This is a genomic window from Bacteroidota bacterium, from assembly GCA_016722375.1.
GTDB lineage: Bacteria > Bacteroidota > Bacteroidia > Chitinophagales > LD1 > Bog-950.
On the sequence record JADKJG010000008.1, the window covers coordinates 181945 to 200586 of the forward strand.

20 protein-coding genes are annotated in these 18642 nt (G+C 41.6%); 5 read left to right on the forward strand and 15 right to left on the reverse strand.

Annotation, left to right across the window (positions count from 1 at the left end):
* Positions 1–2: 2 nt before the first annotated feature.
* From IPP77_12985 to IPP77_13000, 4 genes are all read left to right on the forward strand, one after another.
* Positions 3–1094 carry a hypothetical protein gene (locus IPP77_12985; protein ID MBL0310544.1) on the forward strand — a complete coding sequence of 364 codons (1092 nt, stop codon included), beginning with the start codon at positions 3–5 and terminating at the stop codon, positions 1092–1094.
* Positions 1095–1109: 15 nt separating this feature from the next.
* Positions 1110–2342 carry a hypothetical protein gene (locus IPP77_12990; GenBank protein MBL0310545.1) on the forward strand — a complete coding sequence of 411 codons (1233 nt, stop codon included), beginning with the start codon at positions 1110–1112 and terminating at the stop codon, positions 2340–2342.
* A gap of 93 nt (positions 2343–2435) precedes the next feature.
* Positions 2436–3215 carry an SDR family oxidoreductase gene (locus IPP77_12995; GenBank protein MBL0310546.1) on the forward strand — a complete coding sequence of 260 codons (780 nt, stop codon included), beginning with the start codon at positions 2436–2438 and terminating at the stop codon, positions 3213–3215.
* A 21-nt stretch (positions 3216–3236) separates the two neighbouring features.
* Complete coding sequence (locus IPP77_13000; GenBank protein MBL0310547.1) at positions 3237–4154, forward strand: diacylglycerol kinase family lipid kinase; 918 nt, start codon at positions 3237–3239, stop codon at positions 4152–4154.
* A gap of 151 nt (positions 4155–4305) precedes the next feature.
* On the opposite strand, the gene IPP77_13005 is transcribed toward IPP77_13000, so the two are convergent.
* Positions 4306–5130 (reverse strand): hypothetical protein, encoded by an 825-nt coding sequence (locus IPP77_13005; GenBank protein MBL0310548.1) that lies wholly within the window; start codon positions 5128–5130, stop codon positions 4306–4308.
* Positions 5127–5387, reverse strand: coding sequence for a hypothetical protein (locus IPP77_13010; GenBank protein MBL0310549.1), 261 nt, complete (start codon positions 5385–5387; stop codon positions 5127–5129). Before IPP77_13010 ends, IPP77_13005 begins: the two co-directional genes overlap by 4 nt.
* 330 nt (positions 5388–5717) lie before the next feature.
* Here IPP77_13010 and IPP77_13015 point away from each other — a divergent pair, with 330 nt between their 5' ends.
* A complete protein-coding gene (locus IPP77_13015; protein ID MBL0310550.1) occupies positions 5718–6065 on the forward strand; it encodes a helix-turn-helix transcriptional regulator in 348 nt (115 codons plus the stop codon).
* A 14-nt stretch (positions 6066–6079) separates the two neighbouring features.
* On the opposite strand, the gene IPP77_13020 is transcribed toward IPP77_13015, so the two are convergent.
* The 13 genes from IPP77_13020 to IPP77_13080 form a co-directional block, all read right to left on the reverse strand.
* On the reverse strand, positions 6080–6898 hold the full coding sequence (locus IPP77_13020; protein ID MBL0310551.1) for an SDR family NAD(P)-dependent oxidoreductase: 819 nt from the start codon (positions 6896–6898) through the stop codon (positions 6080–6082).
* Positions 6895–8064: an NADH:flavin oxidoreductase gene (locus IPP77_13025; protein ID MBL0310552.1), complete on the reverse strand. Its 1170-nt coding sequence runs from the start codon at positions 8062–8064 to the stop codon at positions 6895–6897. Before IPP77_13025 ends, IPP77_13020 begins: the two co-directional genes overlap by 4 nt.
* 314 nt (positions 8065–8378) lie before the next feature.
* Positions 8379–10121 carry a T9SS type A sorting domain-containing protein gene (locus tag IPP77_13030; GenBank protein MBL0310553.1) on the reverse strand — a complete coding sequence of 581 codons (1743 nt, stop codon included), beginning with the start codon at positions 10119–10121 and terminating at the stop codon, positions 8379–8381.
* A 57-nt stretch (positions 10122–10178) separates the two neighbouring features.
* Entirely contained in the window at positions 10179–10382 is a 204-nt protein-coding gene (locus IPP77_13035; protein ID MBL0310554.1) for a hypothetical protein, read from the reverse strand.
* Between the two features lie 149 nt (positions 10383–10531).
* Positions 10532–12226: a TonB-dependent receptor gene (locus IPP77_13040; protein ID MBL0310555.1), complete on the reverse strand. Its 1695-nt coding sequence runs from the start codon at positions 12224–12226 to the stop codon at positions 10532–10534.
* Between the two features lie 202 nt (positions 12227–12428).
* The gene (locus IPP77_13045; protein MBL0310556.1) at positions 12429–12785 is read right to left on the reverse strand and encodes a hypothetical protein; all 357 of its coding nucleotides are present in this window, start codon (positions 12783–12785) and stop codon (positions 12429–12431) included.
* Positions 12782–12991: a hypothetical protein gene (locus IPP77_13050; protein MBL0310557.1), complete on the reverse strand. Its 210-nt coding sequence runs from the start codon at positions 12989–12991 to the stop codon at positions 12782–12784. The genes IPP77_13045 and IPP77_13050 overlap by 4 nt, the downstream gene beginning before the upstream one ends.
* 36 nt (positions 12992–13027) lie before the next feature.
* Positions 13028–14038: an AI-2E family transporter gene (locus tag IPP77_13055; protein MBL0310558.1), complete on the reverse strand. Its 1011-nt coding sequence runs from the start codon at positions 14036–14038 to the stop codon at positions 13028–13030.
* 21 nt (positions 14039–14059) lie between these two features.
* On the reverse strand, positions 14060–14404 hold the full coding sequence (locus IPP77_13060; GenBank protein MBL0310559.1) for a hypothetical protein: 345 nt from the start codon (positions 14402–14404) through the stop codon (positions 14060–14062).
* Positions 14405–14511: 107 nt separating this feature from the next.
* Positions 14512–15843, reverse strand: coding sequence for a carboxylesterase family protein (locus IPP77_13065; GenBank protein MBL0310560.1), 1332 nt, complete (start codon positions 15841–15843; stop codon positions 14512–14514).
* A gap of 29 nt (positions 15844–15872) precedes the next feature.
* Positions 15873–16070: a gliding motility protein GldL gene (locus IPP77_13070; GenBank protein MBL0310561.1), complete on the reverse strand. Its 198-nt coding sequence runs from the start codon at positions 16068–16070 to the stop codon at positions 15873–15875.
* 27 nt (positions 16071–16097) lie between these two features.
* Positions 16098–17327 carry a 2-oxo acid dehydrogenase subunit E2 gene (locus IPP77_13075; protein ID MBL0310562.1) on the reverse strand — a complete coding sequence of 410 codons (1230 nt, stop codon included), beginning with the start codon at positions 17325–17327 and terminating at the stop codon, positions 16098–16100.
* A gap of 42 nt (positions 17328–17369) precedes the next feature.
* Positions 17370–18635, reverse strand: a complete 1266-nt coding sequence (locus tag IPP77_13080; protein MBL0310563.1) for a DUF2029 domain-containing protein — start codon at positions 18633–18635, stop codon at positions 17370–17372.
* Positions 18636–18642 lie beyond the last annotated feature (7 nt).

Sequence of the window (18642 nt, forward strand, 5' to 3'; positions counted from 1 at the left end):
CTATGAGAAAGTTTTGTAGCACCTGTGGCGGGCAATTAGAGTTAAGCAAAAGGTTTTGTACGGAATGTGGTGCAGGGAATCCATTCTTCGTCCCGGCATTTTCTTTATTGGGTGACCAGTCCGGCGAATTGGAGCGCCTCCGTATCGAGAAAGAACGTATTGAGCGTGAGTTGCAGGAGAAAGAGCAAGCTCATGCGGAATTTTTAAAACAGGAAGAATTAAAGAGGCAACTGGATGAACTTCAACGCCAGAAGCGTGAAAATCTGGAACGTGAAAAGATAGAGCGTGAAAGAATAGAAGCAGATTTAAAGAATGAAATTTCAAGGGTCAAGGAAGAATCGGAGAACTATAAGAAGAAAACCATTAGTCTGTTAAGAGAAATCCAGGATCAACTTCAGCAAAAAATTGAAGAGGGAAAAGTAATAGAAGACATACCGGTAGCTGCTGTTCAAGATATACCGACAGTTATTCCCATCCCGGAACCTAGAATAAAAATAGAGCCGGAAGTGCCTGTCCATAACATACAAGTCAGACGAAGCACAGCGATAATATTGTTTATGATTTTTGCAGTTGTGACGATAGCTGGGTTTGCTTACTATAATATTTTTTCATCTGGGCCAAAGCAGATTTCTGAAACATCGAAAATTTCAGAACCAAGTTCGGAGGTGTCTTCATCTGAGGATAGTATGGAAATGGCCATGCTCAGCAAAGCCGCAATTGATTCTGTCTCCTTTGAAACGGGCGCGGTCAGCACCCCTGTTTCCACCGCGACTACCTCTGCGGCAACCGAGTCCAAGATTGCTGAAGCAGTTATCCGTAAGGATCCTAAAAAAGAATTTAGTTTGACGTCTTTCAGAGTGAAGGCAGACCTGATTGGTAAACCTATTTCTGGATGTGGCATAGTCATACATAAATTGTCAGAAATTAATCGCTTGAACAATTTGATATTGGTAGAGAAAATGTCTTCCGGCTACCTGAAGTATAAGTTTGAAATAAGGGTTGTTCAGGGAAATGAAATTTATACCGCAACTCCTTATGTTTACTACACTCCGGTTGGACGATTTTTGAAAATTGACGGAACTAATTGCGAGTAAAAGAATATCGGTTTGATGAAAAAATCTTTTGCTGTGATTCTGCTCTTCTCTATCCTATCTATTGGAGCAGAACAAAATTTCCTTACCGGTAAAATTAGCGATGGGAAATCTGCTCCTCAGGAAATTTACTACGACCGTACACAGTACAATATCGGCAGCGGCATTCTGATGTCGGTATATAAAGTGTTAGACAAAAACAAAAAACTACTGTACACCTTTTCTCTGACACATGATCAAGGCAAAAGAATTTTATTTATCTCTGAGAAAAACGGAGACAACACCCCAAAGGCGCAGACGGTAAAATATGATCCTGCAAGGGCTGGTTTAATTTTTAGTGACGTTGGAAATATGGATACCGTATTCAACCTGTCAAAACACTATAACTATCTGATTTCCTTTACAGATACAAGTCGTGATTATCCGATTCTTAATAAAATTAAAACGGAGGATGGACGAGAAGTTATTTTGGACCCGCTCTCAAAACTTCGGATAAGAAAACACAAGGAGCTTGTAAAAAAAATAATGCCGGCTCAATCCGCATCAATCATCGAATCGGTACAACTGGATGAAGAAGGAAACCAAAAAATAGAACAATTTCATGCACTTCTGAAACAATCAAAAGACACCTTCTATGCGCACAATGCCTACTATTCTGCCACAGTAGGTCGTTTGAGAAGTCAACTCGAGACAAATATCTCCACTTTATTAAAAGGGAGAAAGGTGAGTGAAGAAACTACCAAATATGTAGGTGCTAGGAAGCGAGGAAGTCCAGAGGGAATAGGCTTGTTTATTTCAAACGGCAATTATTATGATGGCAATTTTTTGGAGGGAAGATTTATTTCCGGAACGGTAATTCTCAAGAATGAAGCTTATGAATATTGCGGCGGATACAATGAAGGGAAAAAAAGTGGGATAGGCTGGCTAAAATACCAGAACGGAAATTTTGATCTCGGTATTTTTGCAAATGATGTCCTCATGAACGGAGCATCGCTGGACAACAATAAAAATGGAGAGATATTTTTTGGAAGTTATTTGGAGGGACAGCGAACCGGTTATGGAGAACTTAGGATTAAAAACGGCAGTAAATACAGCGGCGAATTTACTAATGGTCGTTTAACTAGCGGTTATACAAAAGAAGTAGATCCTTTTGGTTTCATTTCCTATTCGCGCGTTGACAAGGGCTTGAAGACGCCTGTTGACTCTACAGTAACAGAAAAATTGTTTAACACACTCTTAAAAAACAATTGAGATGATGAGCTACGTTCCTCTTCTATTCATTTCATGGAGCCTTGCTGAAACTTTTACATTTACTATTAATCATTTTGCAGATCAATCAATCCAATGAACTATACATTAATAACAGGAGCTAGTAAAGGAATCGGAAAAGCATTTGCACATGAGTGTGCCTCAAGGGGCATGAACCTGATACTCGTAGCTCGTTCCGGTCACCTGTTAGAAGAGGTCGCTCAAGAAGTTAGAGGCCAAGGAGTGCAGGTGCATACATTTGCTGCCGACCTGCTTGATCATGCGGTTCATAAAAAAGTATTCGAATGGATTGAGGAGAAAGGCTTAGCAGTAAACATGCTCATCAACAACGCCGGAATGGGCTTCTATGGCAAGTTTAATGAAGGTTCTTTAGAGAAGCAGCTTGAAATGATGCACCTGAATATGGATTCGATGATCAAAATCGCTCATGAATTCCTTCGTCATTCTGATCCTAACCAGCCGCGTTATCTACTCAACACGTCCAGTGCCGGAGCCTTCCAACCGGTTCCGTTTATAACCATATACTCAGCTACCAAGTCATTCATCTTTTCATTCTCGCTTGGAATCCGTCATGAATTAAGAAAGCAAGGAGTACACGTAACTGCTTTTTGTCCCGGTGGAATTGAGTCGGATTTTTTTGGTCCTGCGCAGATGGAAGAAGTTGTGAAAAAGAATGCAAGGTTTATGCAAAAACCGGGACCGGCAGTAAAAATTGCAATGGATGGCTTGCTTAAAAATAAGGCTTTTGTTATCCCAGGCTTGGTGAACAAGGCTGGAGCAATAGTCGCTCAGATATTTCCATATAGTATAGTGGTTCCAACCGCAGCCCGTCTTTATGACCCTGACGGAATATAGCGAAGAATATAATTTTTCCTCATGAAGAAGATTGCCTTTATTATTCACGGAAAAATCAGAAGAAGGCAAGCACTTTCTGACGAGATTAGGATTGTTTTTAGTCCTTATTATAAAATAGATTTTTTCATTACCACTCATCGCGGCCACGCTACTGAGCTTGCTGCCACTGCCGTGATGGAGGGAGCAAATTATATGATCTCTGTTGGTGGAGATGGAACGCTGAACGAAGTGGCCAACGGTCTGATGCGTGCTTTACCTCAAATGGAACAACGAAAAAAAATCTGTCTAGGTCTTCTTCCATTTGGAACCGGTAATGACTTTTCGCGAACCATCCGAGTTACCCGCTCCTTAGAATCTTTAAAGGCTTATATAGACAACGACCGGTGCCACGAAATAGATTTAGGTCAAGCTACCTTCACCGGTTTAAAGGGAATGAAGGAACAACGGTTCTTCGTTAATATTACGGATGTCGGTATAGGTGGATTCATCGTACGGTCCTTAGATAATTCCTCAAAAATATTTGGCGCATTTCTGACGTACCAGTATGCGATTTTCTATGCCTTTTTCCACTATCGCAAGCAACCGCTTCGGATACGAGCAGATGATTGGAGCTATGAGGGAAAAGCGATGGAATTAGTGATTGCAAACGGCCAATTTATCGGGGGTGGTTTATGTATTGCTCCCGGAGCAAAACCGGACGATGGAAAATTCCTTCTGGCCTTGGGTGGAAAGATTTCGCTGTGGGACTATCTAAAAAATTGGTCAAATATCCAGCACGGAGAAAAAATTGATCACCCCGAAGCCTATTATCAAAGCGCTCAAAAGGTGCTGGTCGAAGCAATGGCAGAACAAATTCCGATAGACATGGATGGAGATTTTGTAGGCTATACTCCTCTAGAAATCAGCATGATTCCTCAGGCTATTCGATTTCTTTATTGAATGATCTTAAAAAAAAGAGGCATCCCTCCCTTCGGAAAGATGCCCTACCCCTAAAACCATTTAAAAACCGAAGTCAATATAATATGGAGATGCACTTTTGTCAAGTGCTATGTTGATTATTTGAACCAACGACAACAAATTATTCTAAGATTTATGCAAGGTAGATATACACAAAGGCCCAGATTCCGGCAGCAGCTATTAACTCTATTATAGGAAAAGAATCACCGGTGCCCGACTTCTTAAAGTTTACTTGATAATTAGCTCTCGCGTTGCGCATAAATATGCCAATGACCGGAATCATAAGAACAAAAACCATGATGGCCAAGCGGACGGTGGCGACATCCTTTCCTAAAGACAGCAATGGAAGAGCGGCCATCAATATGGGCAATACGTATATCCGCATCACCATCTTGTTTTTGCCCGCTCTTTTTTCAATAAAGCTATACGAATGAGAGAATTTAAGTACCTGCTTGCATAAATGAAAGCCCAGATACATGACAACAATAATTCCGATGATGGATAATATTAATTGAAATGCAAACGAAATGTGATTCTCATGTGCAAATCTGGCGAATCCATAGTAGAAGACTGCCTTTGTGTCGCCTGCTCCTAAGGGGGCGTATAAAATTTGCGATATGGGGATATTGATGAGGCAAACCATAGTCCAAAAGCCGCCTAATTGAAATCGCCCCCAACTTTCGCGCTGGTTCTTTATCAAGAAAAATATAGTAGTACCCAACAAAAAGCAGATAGCTAAAGGATACAAGGTTACTTCCGTTGCCTTGGCTTGATCCCATTCATTGGGATCCATAGGAAGGAAAACCTCATTAAAGGTGAAGTTGGCTTGTAAACCCAAGCCTTCCGCAAACAGCAGAACCAAATATTGATAGAAAGCATAGCTTGAGATAAAACATATTATTAAAGTCAGCGTGGAGGTCAAAATAGACCATCTGCCTCTATCGGAATTCTGCTTCACAAACTAATATTTATGTGATATTGCAAATCCAACGGAATGGTAAGTGTCTTGGGTTTCAATAAGCAAGTATAGAAAAAAGACTTGGTCGTTAATAATATGAAGACCGTTTTCATTATAGCTCTCCCCCGATGCATCAAGGCCGCTACCTTTACCTCGCTTTTTACAAAAATGATTAGGCCATTTCCCAAACTCAGGATGGAGGCTTGATTCATCAAATCATCTCTGTATTTCTCCAATATTGGATGATAATTCGCCATGCTATCAACATATTTTGGCAATATTGTGCCATTTCTTTCCATTATTTAATAATATTTTGCCAATATTCGACCTTCATCATCCATTATTGCACCATCGTTTTCCATTATAGCGTGATATTGTTTCATTATTTAATAATAATTCGTCATTATTGAATGATATTTTGCTAATATTTTACCTTCATCCTCCATTATTGTATCATTTCATTCCAATATAACTTTGTGATTCGCCTTTATTGGATAGTTATATTCAAATATGGGATAATGATGCTCCTTTATTACATGATATTTCTTAATTTTAGCTCCATATTCCATCAATAAACCAATGTTACCATGCTTTATTTTGATCTCAGACCTGTTTTTAAGCTGCGCGGAATTGAAAATCCCTACTCTGCTTTAGTAAAAGCTGGAATCTCTCCTCAATCAGCCACTAAGATTTTAAATCAGGCAGACTACGTTTTCCGCATGAGGCATGTAGAGATTATCTGCAAAATCCTCAACTGTACCCCAAACGACCTTTTGAATTGGAGGGCCAACAAAGACGATAATCTTCCCGAATCGCATGAACTACATAAACTAAAGAAAGATAACAGCGGTCTGCACCAATTATTAAAAGGGATGAGTATTGAGCAACTCAATCAGGTTGCCGCCCTTATCAAGCAGCAGCAATCGGATAAATAATCCTCGCGCTCAATTTATTCCAAAATCGTATCGCTGCCTTTTTCTAGCAGATTTGATTTCTGGTGAATCAAGTAAATCGCCCAAGAAGGAACGAGGGGCAGTAGTGCCACAATTAATTTGTTCAGCAACCCCGGAATACTTTCAGCTTTGCGACAAAACATATCGCGTATCGCCTTTCGCGCTACAAAATCGGGCGATTGCATAATGCCCAGCCTTGTCGCCAGCGAAATATTGACTCGTTTAGGGTCATATAGAGGCGTGTTGGTAGCACCCGGTATCAGGCAAGTAACACCCACTCCGTAAACCTTCATTTCGTTTCGCAGTGCCCGGGTGAAATATCGAAGAAAAGTTTTAGAAGGACCATAGAGTGAAATCCCCGGATAGGGCATAACGGTCGAAATCGAAGAAACATTCATAATGAATCCTCTTTTATTTCTTTTCATTTCCCTACCAAATAGATGACACATCATAGCCGGTGTATTCATATGTAGCTGAAGGATGGCCTCCAGTTTTTTGGGTGCAGTTTGTACCACTTCTGAAAATATCAGAAAGCCTGCATTGTTGATTAAAACTTCGACGGATAGATTTTGTGCACTACTGTAATCAAAAACTTTTTGTGCCGATTGAGGAAGCGCTAAATCAATACAAAAAGTTAAACACCTCACCGGATAGGTCTCTTGCATAACCGCTTGCACGGCCTCTAATTCTTTCGCCTGATTACTGACCAACAGCAGCGAATATTTTGCCGCTGCCAGTTGATGTGCCATAGCCAGACCAATACCCGAAGTCCCTCCGGTGATTAACGCCACCGGTCCATTCAATCTCTCTGTCATACCGGTTCTTTCAAGTTTTGAATACATCGAGCAGGCCCGTTGTACATCACTGCGATACAATAATTGCAAGTATCACAGGAGGAATGATGTTGCTTTTCCGCTAACAGTTTATTGATGAAATCGGGATCGCGAATCAGCGCGCGGGCAATAGCCACCGCTTCAAAACCGGATGACAAAACCTCTTCTATATTTTCTTTAGAAAGAATCCCCCCCACATATACCAACGGCATTTTCAACGCCTTGCGAAATAGGCGGGCATCTTCCAGAAAATAATTTTCCTTGAATGCTACCGGAGGTATCAATATTCTTCCGAATAAGCGCACCAGCCATCCCATTGCTTTGTTATCCATGTGCTTTGCCAGAATATCAATAGGCATTTCACCACGCATCACCTGAATGGGTGCGCGGCTCACAAATCCACTACTCAATACCAAGGCATGTACACCTGCTTTTTCCAATAGCTTAGCTACTTGTAATGACTCATCCAACTCCATACCACCCTGAAAGCCATCGCGCATATTCATTTTCACCAGCACGGCTGTTTTGCCGGCCGCAGCATCCATCACTTCATCTATAACGAGCTGAAGAAATTTCATTCGATTAGATAAGGAACCTCCAAATTCATCACTTCGATGATTAGTGTAGGGACTCAGAAATTGGCTGATGAGATAACCATGTCCGGCGTGAACCTCAACTGCATCAAACCCCGATTCACGAGCTAAATGTACTGCCTTACCAAACGATTTCGCCGCGACTCCTATTTCCTGTTTGGTCAATGCACGCGGAAAAGACGGCGCATATAAATTGAAACGTGAAGATGGAGCAACCGGTCTCAAACCGGTAACAGAGCGCTTCGCCATATTGCCGCAATGGCCTATTTGGATAGAGGCCGCCGCATTTTGTGAATGGACTGCATCTGTCAGTTTTCTAAGCTGTGGCACAATTTCCGGTCGCATCCATAATTGATGTGGAAAGGAAAGTCCATTTTTTTCTACTGATGCGTACGCTACAGTGGTCATCCCAATACCTCCTGCTGCTACCGATTGATGATAGTTTATCAATTCCTCTGATACCTCATGATTGGAACTCATCCCCTCAAAGGCAGCCGCCCGGATAGAACGGTTGCGCAGAAGAACAGGGCCAATTTGCGTGGGTGTAAATAGCATGGCTCAAAAATAAACCTTACCGTCATTTTGTTAATGCAAAATCGCACCCGCTGTAGGCTTGGCTACGACAGGCGCGATTTTGACTGTTTATATTGTGAGCTAGACTATTGCTGCCAACGAAACAGTCTAGTAATTTTCAAGAATAGTCTTAGACACGGTTAATTGACAGATGAACAAGTGGTTATGATTTGAAACAGATGTTTGTAACAGTATAGAATATTTAAAACCGTTGAATTTGCAGGTTTAAAGTAGTTGCAATATCCTCGATACCTCCACAAACTCCTTCAATACTTTAACCACAATTAATCAGTACATTATTCTTTCACCACCTTTCGCACCATTCGCCCTTCGTTGGTATCTATGTATATAAGATAGATGCCGGGAGCGCATCCAAGGAACAAATTGATTTCCTTGTTATTACTTGCTTTTTGGCTTGAAACTAATCTGCCACTCATGTCGCGAATCTGTACTTCAATTTCAGAATAAGACTTCTGCAATCTAACCGACACGTGCCCGGTGGTTGGATTCGGATAAACGGAAACATTGGATTCATATTTTTCCAAAATCCCGCTTTTGATAAAACTGATACAAGCTGAAGTGTCAAAACAGCCATCCTTACTGATAGCTACCTGGTAGCTACCATCGGCAGAAGGGCTGAAAGTTCGTTCGGTGCTATCTGTAATAGTTGAGCTGCCCGGACAATTTAGCCATTGATAGGTAGCGAGTTGTTGATTCGCTATAATGGTATTGCCAGTTAGGCTTACCGTTGTATCTATTGTTAGGAGAGCCTTCATGGTCTCTATAAAAAGCAAACATGAATTTTGATCGGATATGGTAACTGCATATACTCCTACGGTCAAGTTAGCCAACTGCGCAGTTGTATCTCCAGTGTTCCACTCGTAAAGAATCGGAGCAACTCCATTGACAAAAAGGTTGATGAAGCCATCATGGCTGTTGCCACAGTTTATTTGATCTGTTTCAAATGAATCCAGCACTACCGTTAAGCCGGACGGTTCATGGATGGAAATAGTGGTGTCGGCTATTTGTCCGCAGCCGTTCTGATCGGTAACGGTTAGTTTGTATTGCCCGGATGATAGACCGGTGATAGAGTTGCCGGCAACTCCGCTATTATCCCATTCATAAGTAAACGGACCGATACCGCCGCTGATAGATACTTGAATTGCTCCGTCATTGCCGTGGCCGCAGGTTACGTCATTAGCTGTAAGTGTATAAGTAGGAGGTGAGCCAAATGCCATGCTCATGCCCTGATAGCCCCCGGATCCGCCACTATATTCATATCCATAGTGGAAATGCGACACACTTCCTGCACTCATTTTATATTCAGAATACCCAACACTATTACCGTTAATAGAATAAACGGAATCGGACCCTTCGGGGAAAGAGTAGGTAAATCCATCAGGAGGGTAACAGCCCCCTGTGGTATAAACCTTCATAGTGTCGCTAAAAGCCGGTTTGCTGTTCGGATTGATACCGGTGAATTTAGTGGAGTTTAAACTCCAACCGGTTGAATTGGAATTTACTATTTCAAAACTCAGCCACTCAGAACTACCGCAACTGCCACTCAATGTTTCTAAACTAGCTACCGTAATGCTGGTGGGATATAATGCTCCAAGGTTGTAGCCACGCGTGGCAGTTAAATTTATATCGCGATATATTTCAAAATCATAAAGAAATCCTGCCCAGCCACCAATCATAATATCTGCCATACATGGATATGAAGCAGTGGCTGAAACGTTAATTCCGACCGTTTTGCCGTTAGGGTCTTCGGCAATATGACGAACCCGAATCCAGAGATTTCGCCCAAAGCAATCGCTTGCAGGGAAATATATTCCGTCGGTAAATAACGAATCGTTGGTTCGACTGGCGGTGCTATAATTAAAGGAAGCCAAAGTTAATCCTGTAGATACCAATGAGTCAGGACCGATACGATGGTAATAAGTCGTGGTTTTGAAATTAAACTCCTGAGCTTGTGCTTGTCGTGGAGAAAGAAACACAAGAAAAAATATCCAGACGGAAAGAAAGTAGATTTTATTCATGTTATGGTTGGTTTATTTTGCAAAGATGATTTTTTAATCCTTTTTATCTTGATATGGTTATGGCTGCATTTGTCCCACCGCCATCTCTATTGTCTGTGCATGTGAAATATGTAATTTGGGGGAATACCGAATCAAACCGAACAAGCTTATTTCCATAAGGGCGAAAATAGCTCCATTCAAACCAGTAATTATTCTGTTATGTCGGTCAAGTGCTGCTTTTGCACCACGGCTTTGCCATGATTTGCGGAGTAATAACTTCATGATTCATCGTGGTGAGAATCCGGCTGTGACTATATGGTTTTAGCCATGACGATTGACAATAAGGGTTAGAATAATTTTGAACAGAGCCTCCACCCAAAGGGACGGTAGGCGACTAGGGGCTTTAAGTATAGAATAGGTATTTATAGCGACTAGTAGGAAATCACAAAACCCAGCGTAGGAATGGGTTGCCCGTTCCGATTCTTTATCAGTTCCGTTTGATAGCGAGGCGGCACGCTTCCACTTACAAACAGGGGTTGATTATTTTTATCATACACTAAATCAAGATAGGGTGCCTGCGATGATTTGAAGGCATATACATTCTGTACATCAAGATAAAGTTCTAAACTCCATTTTTTGAAAAACCATTTTTTAGTGATGCGAATATCTAACTGGTGGAACCATGGGTTGCGCTTTGAATTCAGTTGGTCATAATTCGGTAAACCGGAACCATAGAAGTTCCAAATCTGCACAATGGAACTTCGCTCAATATCATAAGGGGTATAGGGCTGGCCGCCACTGATGCGCCATCGGGCGCCTACCTCCCAATGGTATTTGAACTTCTTGCCACCCGTCAAAGAGATTACCTGCCGCGAATCCCATGAAGAAGGAAGAAATGCGCCATGGCGGTCTTTGAACTGACTCCAGAATAGAGTATAAGCTACAATGCCATAAAAGCCCTTGAACAATTTCTGTTCATAAAGAAGTTCGACTCCATAACTTCTCCCATCACTATTTGAAATAAGGTCAGTGTTGCCTATAACGCCAAAATCTCCACCTAAGTTAGCCAGTGAAACTGAATCGCGCAGTTGGAAGGGATAGTTGAAGTATTGCTTGTAAAAGCCCTCAACCGAAAAGCGACTGTTCCATTTGGTTTGATATTCAGTTCCTAAAACTACATGTACGTTATGGATATAGGTCAGGCGGTTTTTATTGACAAGACTACCGGTATTATTCCGAAACCCAAGCCCGGTGTATGGAGGTAGTTGATGATAATAACCGGTATTAAAATTCACCAGCCACCCCGGCAGGATAGAGAAGGATGCAGAAAAACGAGGAGAGAGCTGATCCTGGATAGCGAAGGCCATGACCGAATTATAGCTGCAATTATCTGTTCGCAATCCTGCTGAAAGTTCAAGTCGATCGCGAAAAAAGCCGCGGCTCACTTGAGCGAATAAGCCCCATTTATGAAGCAGCAAATGTGAGTTGTAATCAATCGTCACTAAATCAATCGAACCGGGGTATGAGATCTCCTGAGTAGTCTGGTTGGTATATCGGGCATATTCATAACTTAATCCGTAGTTATATTTCCACGCTCCTTTTCTTCCGCTTACTTCAAGCCGAAATTTATTTTCTGCTTCGGTAGAGTTGTAGTCAAATCGTTTGGGATTATCTGGGTTATTGTTTTCATATTTATAGGCATGGTTGCCGAGCATGTTTCGACTCAGAATTAAATTGAGATAAGATTCCTTGAAGTAATGAGTGTATTTAGCTCCGACGGAATAATTCCATTGACTTTGCTCCGGAAGAATATTGAGCAGATATCGTTGCTCCTGACTTTTGTTGGCAGACAGATTCAGTTTGAAACGATCATCAGCACCCAATCCAAGCAGGATTAATTCATTTTGTTGGTTAAACTTGATTTTGATTTTGTATTGAGCATCCAGATAGGATGGTAAAAACGGCAACTTCAACAATTTGAACAAACCTTGCAGATAAGAATATCGTACAGAGGCTAGCATGGTGGCAGATTCCACTCCTTTATGTTTATTCTGGTTCTCTCCGGTCTGTTGTTTCACTTTTTTAATAGGTCCCTCCACCGAAAGTGCAAACTCACTGGATCCCATCGTCAAGTTGAAACCAAACCGGTCGTCCGTCCTTCACGCATCCGGATATCCAATATTGAACTCAAGGCGTTGCCTCTTGAGGCTGGAAATGCACCAGAATAAAAATTCACTTCACGAATAAAATCTACATTGATGAGCCCGACTGGTCCGCCGCTGGCACCTTGCGTGGCGAAGTGATTGATGTTTGGAATTTCAATGCCATCTATGTAAAATCGGTTTTCTGAGGGGAGCCTCCTCGTACTAGTATATCATTCCGGAAAGAGGCCGTATAGCCAACACCCGGCAAGGATTGGATTACACGGGAAATATCCCGGTTCCCTCCAGGAGCTCGCTGAATTTCATTAGAGCTAATTGTGCGAACTGATATTGGGCTTTCAGCCTGTTTAGAAAATGGGGCTGCTTTAACAACGACCTCATTCAATTCTTTTGCTGTAGGCTCCAGTTCTACAACAATTACGGATGGTTTGGCGCGGGTGACTTCAATTTCAAATATGGTCTTTGTAATAAAACCAATACTGCTTATCCGAATATTGTATATACCGGGGACAATATCCTTCATTTCAAAATTCCCCTTTCATCAGAGATAGCGCCGGTAGTGGTCCCTTCTAATATCACATTTGCAAATTCGACAGGTATATCACTTCCGGCCTCAGCGATATGGCCTTTTAATGTACCGGCTTGTGCCATTATCGGCTGTGCCGAGCTAATCAGTAAAATGGGCAATCCGATAGCGAAGCGTAGGAATTTGGATGAAAGGATTGCCATAAAGTATAGATAGTTCCGATTTGGAATACGGTGGAGTTATTCCAAATATTCTTTTCTGTAAATTTTCAGAAGCAGGATAAAATACGAAATCAGCAGGGGGCCGAATATAATACCAACCAGTCCGAACACTTGTAATCCAAAGAGGACTCCAAAAAAAGTAATGAGCGGATGGACATCTCCCAACTTTTTCTGTACTACGAATCGAAACACATTGTCAATATTGGTGATCACAATCGCTCCATACAAGCCTATCGCGATGCCCTGTACGGGGTGTCCGGAGGCGTATAGAAAGATAGTGAGTGGTATCCATACAACTGCGGTGCCAACTAAAGGCAGTACGCTCATCAGTCCGGTGATAATTCCCCAGAAGAATGGTTCCGGCAACCCAATGACCCAATAACCTATCCAAGCAGTGAAAGCCTGTAGTGTAGCCAGAATAGGTATGCCAATGGTGTTGGACAAAGTTTGGCTTTTCAATTCCGTCAATAATAGTTGATCGTTGCCATCCTTAAAGGGCAAGTTGTCTCGCACTATACGCTCAAATTTTTCCGCGTTGATGAGCATGAAATACAGAAGAAAATATAAAATAAAAATATCTGCCATAGCACCTGCAGTGGCTGATACTAGCCCTGGCAATGCCTTCGCCGCGATTTCGCTAAGTTTCGCTACAGTTTCTCCAGAAAGTAAATTCATTCCCCAATATTGCTGAGCCTGATTCGCCCACGATACTATCAGTTGAAGTATCTCTTCGTAATGATGGATAATGTAGCCCACCCTGTCGGACAACATGAGGGATACCAGAAGTACCGGAAGAACGAGTACGAGAAACGAAAGCAAAATCAACAAGGTGCTATTGAGATAAATATTCCACTTCCATTTTATCTTCCGGTTAAGATAAAAAAACGGCCGCCGGAGTAGGATATAGAAAACAATGGCTCCCAGAAAGGCGGGGAGAAAAATATTCAAAAACCAGAAGAGGAGAATGGCCAATGCCGAAAGAACTAAAAGGAATCCGGCTTGCTTGAGTTGGTCGTGATTTAGGCGCATTTGGAATCTGATTTCTTAATTTTAGTACCGTTTATATTTTTTAATGACTTCGTATTTTCTGCCCAAATCTAATTTGATAGAATACAAGCCGATATCAAAAAAATCTTCGGTATTGACCGTAATCTTTTCATGATTCTTATATATCAGAACCGATTGGAAGAAAACGAGTTCATCAAGGGTATTCATAATTTTAATTTTCACCGGATGTATCTGGTCATCATAAACCTTAAACTCAAAAGTCAGGATTTCGTGAAACGGCTCTGGATAAACCTGTACTAATTCTATTTGAGATGAGTCTGACTCCGCGGCGGCTTGTGCTGGAATGAGAGAAGAAAAAAGAGCGACAAGAATCAAGATATATTTCATAGTCATTGGTTTAATCTTAAGTTGGACTATACCTATCTGTAAAGGTAATTCGTTTAGGAGAGAAACGAAATTTATTTAACTCAAGATTAGATAACCATTGTACAATGTCAATTCCTAACTACAATGGTAGAGCGAGAGCCGGAGGCTGTGCGAAGCACACAGTAATTGACGCCGAAAGATAAATGATGAACATCAACCGGTATGGTATGTCTTCCTTTTTCAAGTAAGCTATTACGACGCCACACTTCCCGGCCTAAAATATCAACGAAAGAGATTGAAATATTTTGCGAACATTCCAGCTCGAAGACAAGCAAGACACTTTCACCCTGACTGGGATTGGGATAAATATTTAAAGATGCGATTCCAGTTTCGGATGACACTTCGGTTACAGTCGTTGCCAAATCTTGCTGACAAGGGACGGTATCGTATGGATTTATACTAAATCCTGACTGGCAGTCATTACACAAAATACCCCGCAGAAAGCAGCTTGATTTTTCCACTAATTGATCTTGAGGAAAGGAGCAGTGGCTACCAGAGCCTGCTACTTCATATAACTTGCTACATACACCCAGCGATTGTGTTTTTTGGTGCACCAAACTTGATCCCATAGCCCCAAAGAAACTATAGCAGGTACCGGTACAGTTCAGTAATAAATTCTTTTTATAAGGGACTAAACAATCCTTTTCATCATGAAAAGATATGGTGGGTAAGACCTCCTCTGCACCTATAATGGAGGTATCAGTGAGCGCACCACAACTATTAATAATACCGCGTAAATGATAGCCTTGCGGATCGACATTCCCGGATGAATCAATCGGTCCTAAGACTGAATGAAGCCCAACGTCAAACGAATCTGCCTCTGTTTGATTGATGTATGCGGTGAGCAATGCGGTGATCGAACCGGCGCTTTCTCCCGATATGAAAAAGTAATCAGAGTCAATACCATATTCGGCTGCATGTGTATTGAGAAAGCGCAATGAAGCTCTGGCATCCTGTACCGCTTCATAGGCTGCTATCTTAAGGCCGGCACCGTCGTTGCACCAACATAAGGCAGCGGCTGCAGTCGTAGCACATGCCCAGCCCATACGGTAGTTTACGCTAGCCGTAACATAGCCTCTTTGAGCCCATTGAGTACACTTGTAATTTCCGCTGTTTTTATCACCTTCTAAGAATCCGCCGCCGTGTATGTAAAGAATGAATGGCCGTTTGGGTAATAGATCTACTTCCATTTTTGGATAATAAATATCCATCTTCAAATCTTCATTTACCTTCGTGTACTGGTTGTAGGCATTGCCATAAACAACATTTTGTTGAACTGCTATTTCACTTGTATCGAAATAGGTTGCTTCGCCAAATCGGTTGGGGATACAATAGTTTGATTGAGAAAAACATAAGGACGACAACAGAAAAATCAACGAGGAAGTGAGCAGAAATCTCATGGACAACGATTTGGTATAGTGATTTGAAGCTAAGATTTTAAAAAGTCTTTGCCTTTTTCGGTGAAAAACAATTTGATAATAAATATAAACCCTCCCAGTACTTGTAAGGACATGGCGCTAAGTAAAGCGGTGTTAGCATAAGGCCAGTGCATCATTTTGAAGAGCGCACCAATTACCGCCAGCATGCTGCCCACCAGAAAAATAATGACCGCATATTTATTTTTCATATCCTTCTAAGGTGGTGAGTAAAGAAGCTATAACAGTATTGCTACCGGATTTTCAATCACACTTTTTAGGGTTTGCAAAAACTTGGAGCCAACAGCCCCGTCCACCGCGCGGTGATCACAACTGAGTGTTACCTTCATTCGGCTACCAATTTTTATTGCTCCATTAACTACCGTTGGTTCCTGACGAATCGCGCCTACCGCTAGAATACAAGCATCGGGCGGATTGATAATCGCAGTAAATTCTTCAATGCCGAACATGCCGAGATTAGAAATGGTGAAGGTGTTGCCCTCCATTTCTTGGGGTTGAAGCTTTTTGGTTGTCGCTTTTTCTGCCAATGATTTCGCCTCTACAGAAATTTGTTGAACCGTTTTGCCGTCGGCAAATTTAATTACCGGTACCAGCAGACCATCTTCCACTGCCACCGCCATACCAATGTGAATGTGGTCATAATAACGAATGGTGTCACCTAACCAAGAGCAATTCACTGAAGGGTTTTGACGCAGAGCAGCGGCAACGGACTTAATAACTATATCGTTAAAGGAAATCTTGGACGGCAGTACATTATTCAATTGGGAACGAAGCGCTACGGCATTATCCATATTCATATCCATTGTGAGATAGAAATGCGGCGCACCGTTTTTGCTTTCCCCTAAACGCTTGGCAATCGCCTTACGCATCTGACTGACCCGAACATCTTTAGTACCTTCCTTGCCGATGAAAGCAGGCACTGATATTTTTTGAGAAACTGAAGAACTGCTTTCCAGATCGCGCTTTACGATTCTGCCATCTTCACCCGAACCTTTCACGTGACTGAGGTCAATTCCTTTTTCTTTCGCAATCATACGCGCAAGCGGAGATGCTTTCACCCGGGAATCAGATGGGATGATAGCTGTTTGCGACACAGGAGATGCAGGCTGTGCAGTTTCTGATTTCTGATTTCTGATTTCCGACTTATCTTCTGTATTTGCTTGAGGAGCTGGTGCAGCCGGTGCATTTAGCAAGGCTGAATAATCCTCTCCTTCTTTTCCAATGACGGCAATCAAATCGCCAATCTTCAACGTATCACCTTTTTTAGCTGCTACGTGAAGAATTACCCCGTTATAATATGATTCTAAGGGGAGGGTGGCCTTATCGGTTTCGATCTCAGCAACCGTATCGCCCGATTTAATCTTATCACCCACTTTTACACTTAACTCCGCAAGAAAACCTTCCTCCATTGTGTCGGTTATCCGCCCTAATCTGATCGCTTCTGCCATAGTTCTTTCTGTTGCGGGCAAATGTATGAAAAGTTCAATCGTTCAATCGTTATCAAAAAGTCTGAATTTGGAATACATTAATATGGGAATGATGAGTATCGTACCAATAGTCACCAACTTTAGAGACTCTGTGTAATAATTTAGCCGCTTTCCAATAATTCCATCTGTTGTCAGTGTCGTTAAAGCAAAAACAATAATTAACGATAACATAATTACTGGATACTCTTTCCAACTTTTTGAAAGGAAAGCGTAGAATATAACGAGGTAGGCTGGAATGGAATAAACAAATGCCCACTTATTTTGTTGCGGAAAAATGAGCGGAGTAATCAATAGCAGATAGGAAACTTCAATAAAAAAATGCTTGGAGGAATTTTGGGGGTTAAACGGCCTCTGTCTTAAAAAAAACAATGTCAACACAATCAACAAGAGTCTAACGGCATTGGTCAAAAGGCTCAACATTTCAGAATTCAGAGGATATAGTAAAAGCTGGAACGAGCCTGATTCTGCTTTTGAAAAATAAGCGGAAAACAAAGCAGCCAATCCATGTATCCGGTAACTTTCCACGTTTTGTCCTGTGTTATATTTATCCAGAAAAGGGTTAATAACACTGAGCCATTCCTGATGAAGCTGGAAATTGAAAGAATAGCCCCATACAAAAGCGGGAAGCAAAAAAGTAATGCCAGTGAAAATTAACGTTATCAGAACCGCGGTTAACTGCTTTCTGAAAATAAGATATGGAATGAATACTAACGGTAGTATCTTGAAGTTTATTCCCAGAGCTAAGAGAAACGCCCCACGGGAAATTTTATTTTCAAAAAATAGATACTGAAGCCCCTGAAGAGTCACCCACAACAATAAAATATTCATTTGTACCATTTCGAAGTTGTGAAGTATCATTCTCAAGGAGAATACAATGGTGAGTAAGACCACCTTTTTCTGCACAGAGTCATCGTATATATCAAGCCAATTCAATAGCAACTTGAAGATATGAAATAACATCCAGACATCTGCCAGCAAAAACAACAAAGCCGGTACCCATACTGGTGAATAAGAAAATGGAATTAGAAGGGTAGCAAATAACGGGCTGTATCCGTACTGAGAGTTACCGATACCTTGGTAATGCAGCCACACATGATAACAGGAATTTCCAAGCCTTAACTGCTCGGCTGCTCCGATGTAGGTATTAAATTCGCCTCTCGAAAAAGCCTTTATAATAAGGTATGGAGAGGATAAGATATATGCGGACGCTAATTTGTTATTGTTAAGCCAAGTGACGACGTTCTTCAGAAATCCTATCAATCGTTGCATCTCAGAT

Excerpts from the sequence above, each read along its gene's own strand:
- IPP77_13065 (MBL0310560.1), bottom strand. The coding sequence starts at position 15,843 with ATGAGATTTCTGCTCACTTCCTCGTTGATTTTTCTGTTGTCGTCCTTA.
- IPP77_13050 (MBL0310557.1), bottom strand. The coding sequence starts at position 12,991 with ATGGCAATCCTTTCATCCAAATTCCTACGCTTCGCTATCGGATTGCCC.
- IPP77_13045 (MBL0310556.1), bottom strand. The coding sequence starts at position 12,785 with ATGAAGGATATTGTCCCCGGTATATACAATATTCGGATAAGCAGTATT.
- IPP77_13080 (MBL0310563.1), bottom strand. The coding sequence starts at position 18,635 with ATGCAACGATTGATAGGATTTCTGAAGAACGTCGTCACTTGGCTTAAC.
- IPP77_13055 (MBL0310558.1), bottom strand. The coding sequence starts at position 14,038 with ATGCGCCTAAATCACGACCAACTCAAGCAAGCCGGATTCCTTTTAGTT.
- IPP77_13075 (MBL0310562.1), bottom strand. The coding sequence starts at position 17,327 with ATGGCAGAAGCGATCAGATTAGGGCGGATAACCGACACAATGGAGGAA.
- IPP77_13030 (MBL0310553.1), bottom strand. The coding sequence starts at position 10,121 with ATGAATAAAATCTACTTTCTTTCCGTCTGGATATTTTTTCTTGTGTTT.
- IPP77_12995 (MBL0310546.1), top strand. The coding sequence starts at position 2,436 with ATGAACTATACATTAATAACAGGAGCTAGTAAAGGAATCGGAAAAGCA.
- IPP77_13040 (MBL0310555.1), bottom strand. The coding sequence starts at position 12,226 with ATGGGATCCAGTGAGTTTGCACTTTCGGTGGAGGGACCTATTAAAAAA.
- IPP77_13025 (MBL0310552.1), bottom strand. The coding sequence starts at position 8,064 with ATGCTATTTACACCCACGCAAATTGGCCCTGTTCTTCTGCGCAACCGT.
- IPP77_13060 (MBL0310559.1), bottom strand. The coding sequence starts at position 14,404 with ATGAAATATATCTTGATTCTTGTCGCTCTTTTTTCTTCTCTCATTCCA.
- IPP77_13035 (MBL0310554.1), bottom strand. The coding sequence starts at position 10,382 with ATGAAGTTATTACTCCGCAAATCATGGCAAAGCCGTGGTGCAAAAGCA.
- IPP77_12990 (MBL0310545.1), top strand. The coding sequence starts at position 1,110 with ATGAAAAAATCTTTTGCTGTGATTCTGCTCTTCTCTATCCTATCTATT.
- IPP77_13070 (MBL0310561.1), bottom strand. The coding sequence starts at position 16,070 with ATGAAAAATAAATATGCGGTCATTATTTTTCTGGTGGGCAGCATGCTG.
- IPP77_13020 (MBL0310551.1), bottom strand. The coding sequence starts at position 6,898 with ATGACAGAGAGATTGAATGGACCGGTGGCGTTAATCACCGGAGGGACT.
- IPP77_13015 (MBL0310550.1), top strand. The coding sequence starts at position 5,718 with ATGCTTTATTTTGATCTCAGACCTGTTTTTAAGCTGCGCGGAATTGAA.
- IPP77_12985 (MBL0310544.1), top strand. The coding sequence starts at position 3 with ATGAGAAAGTTTTGTAGCACCTGTGGCGGGCAATTAGAGTTAAGCAAA.
- IPP77_13000 (MBL0310547.1), top strand. The coding sequence starts at position 3,237 with ATGAAGAAGATTGCCTTTATTATTCACGGAAAAATCAGAAGAAGGCAA.
- IPP77_13010 (MBL0310549.1), bottom strand. The coding sequence starts at position 5,387 with ATGGCGAATTATCATCCAATATTGGAGAAATACAGAGATGATTTGATG.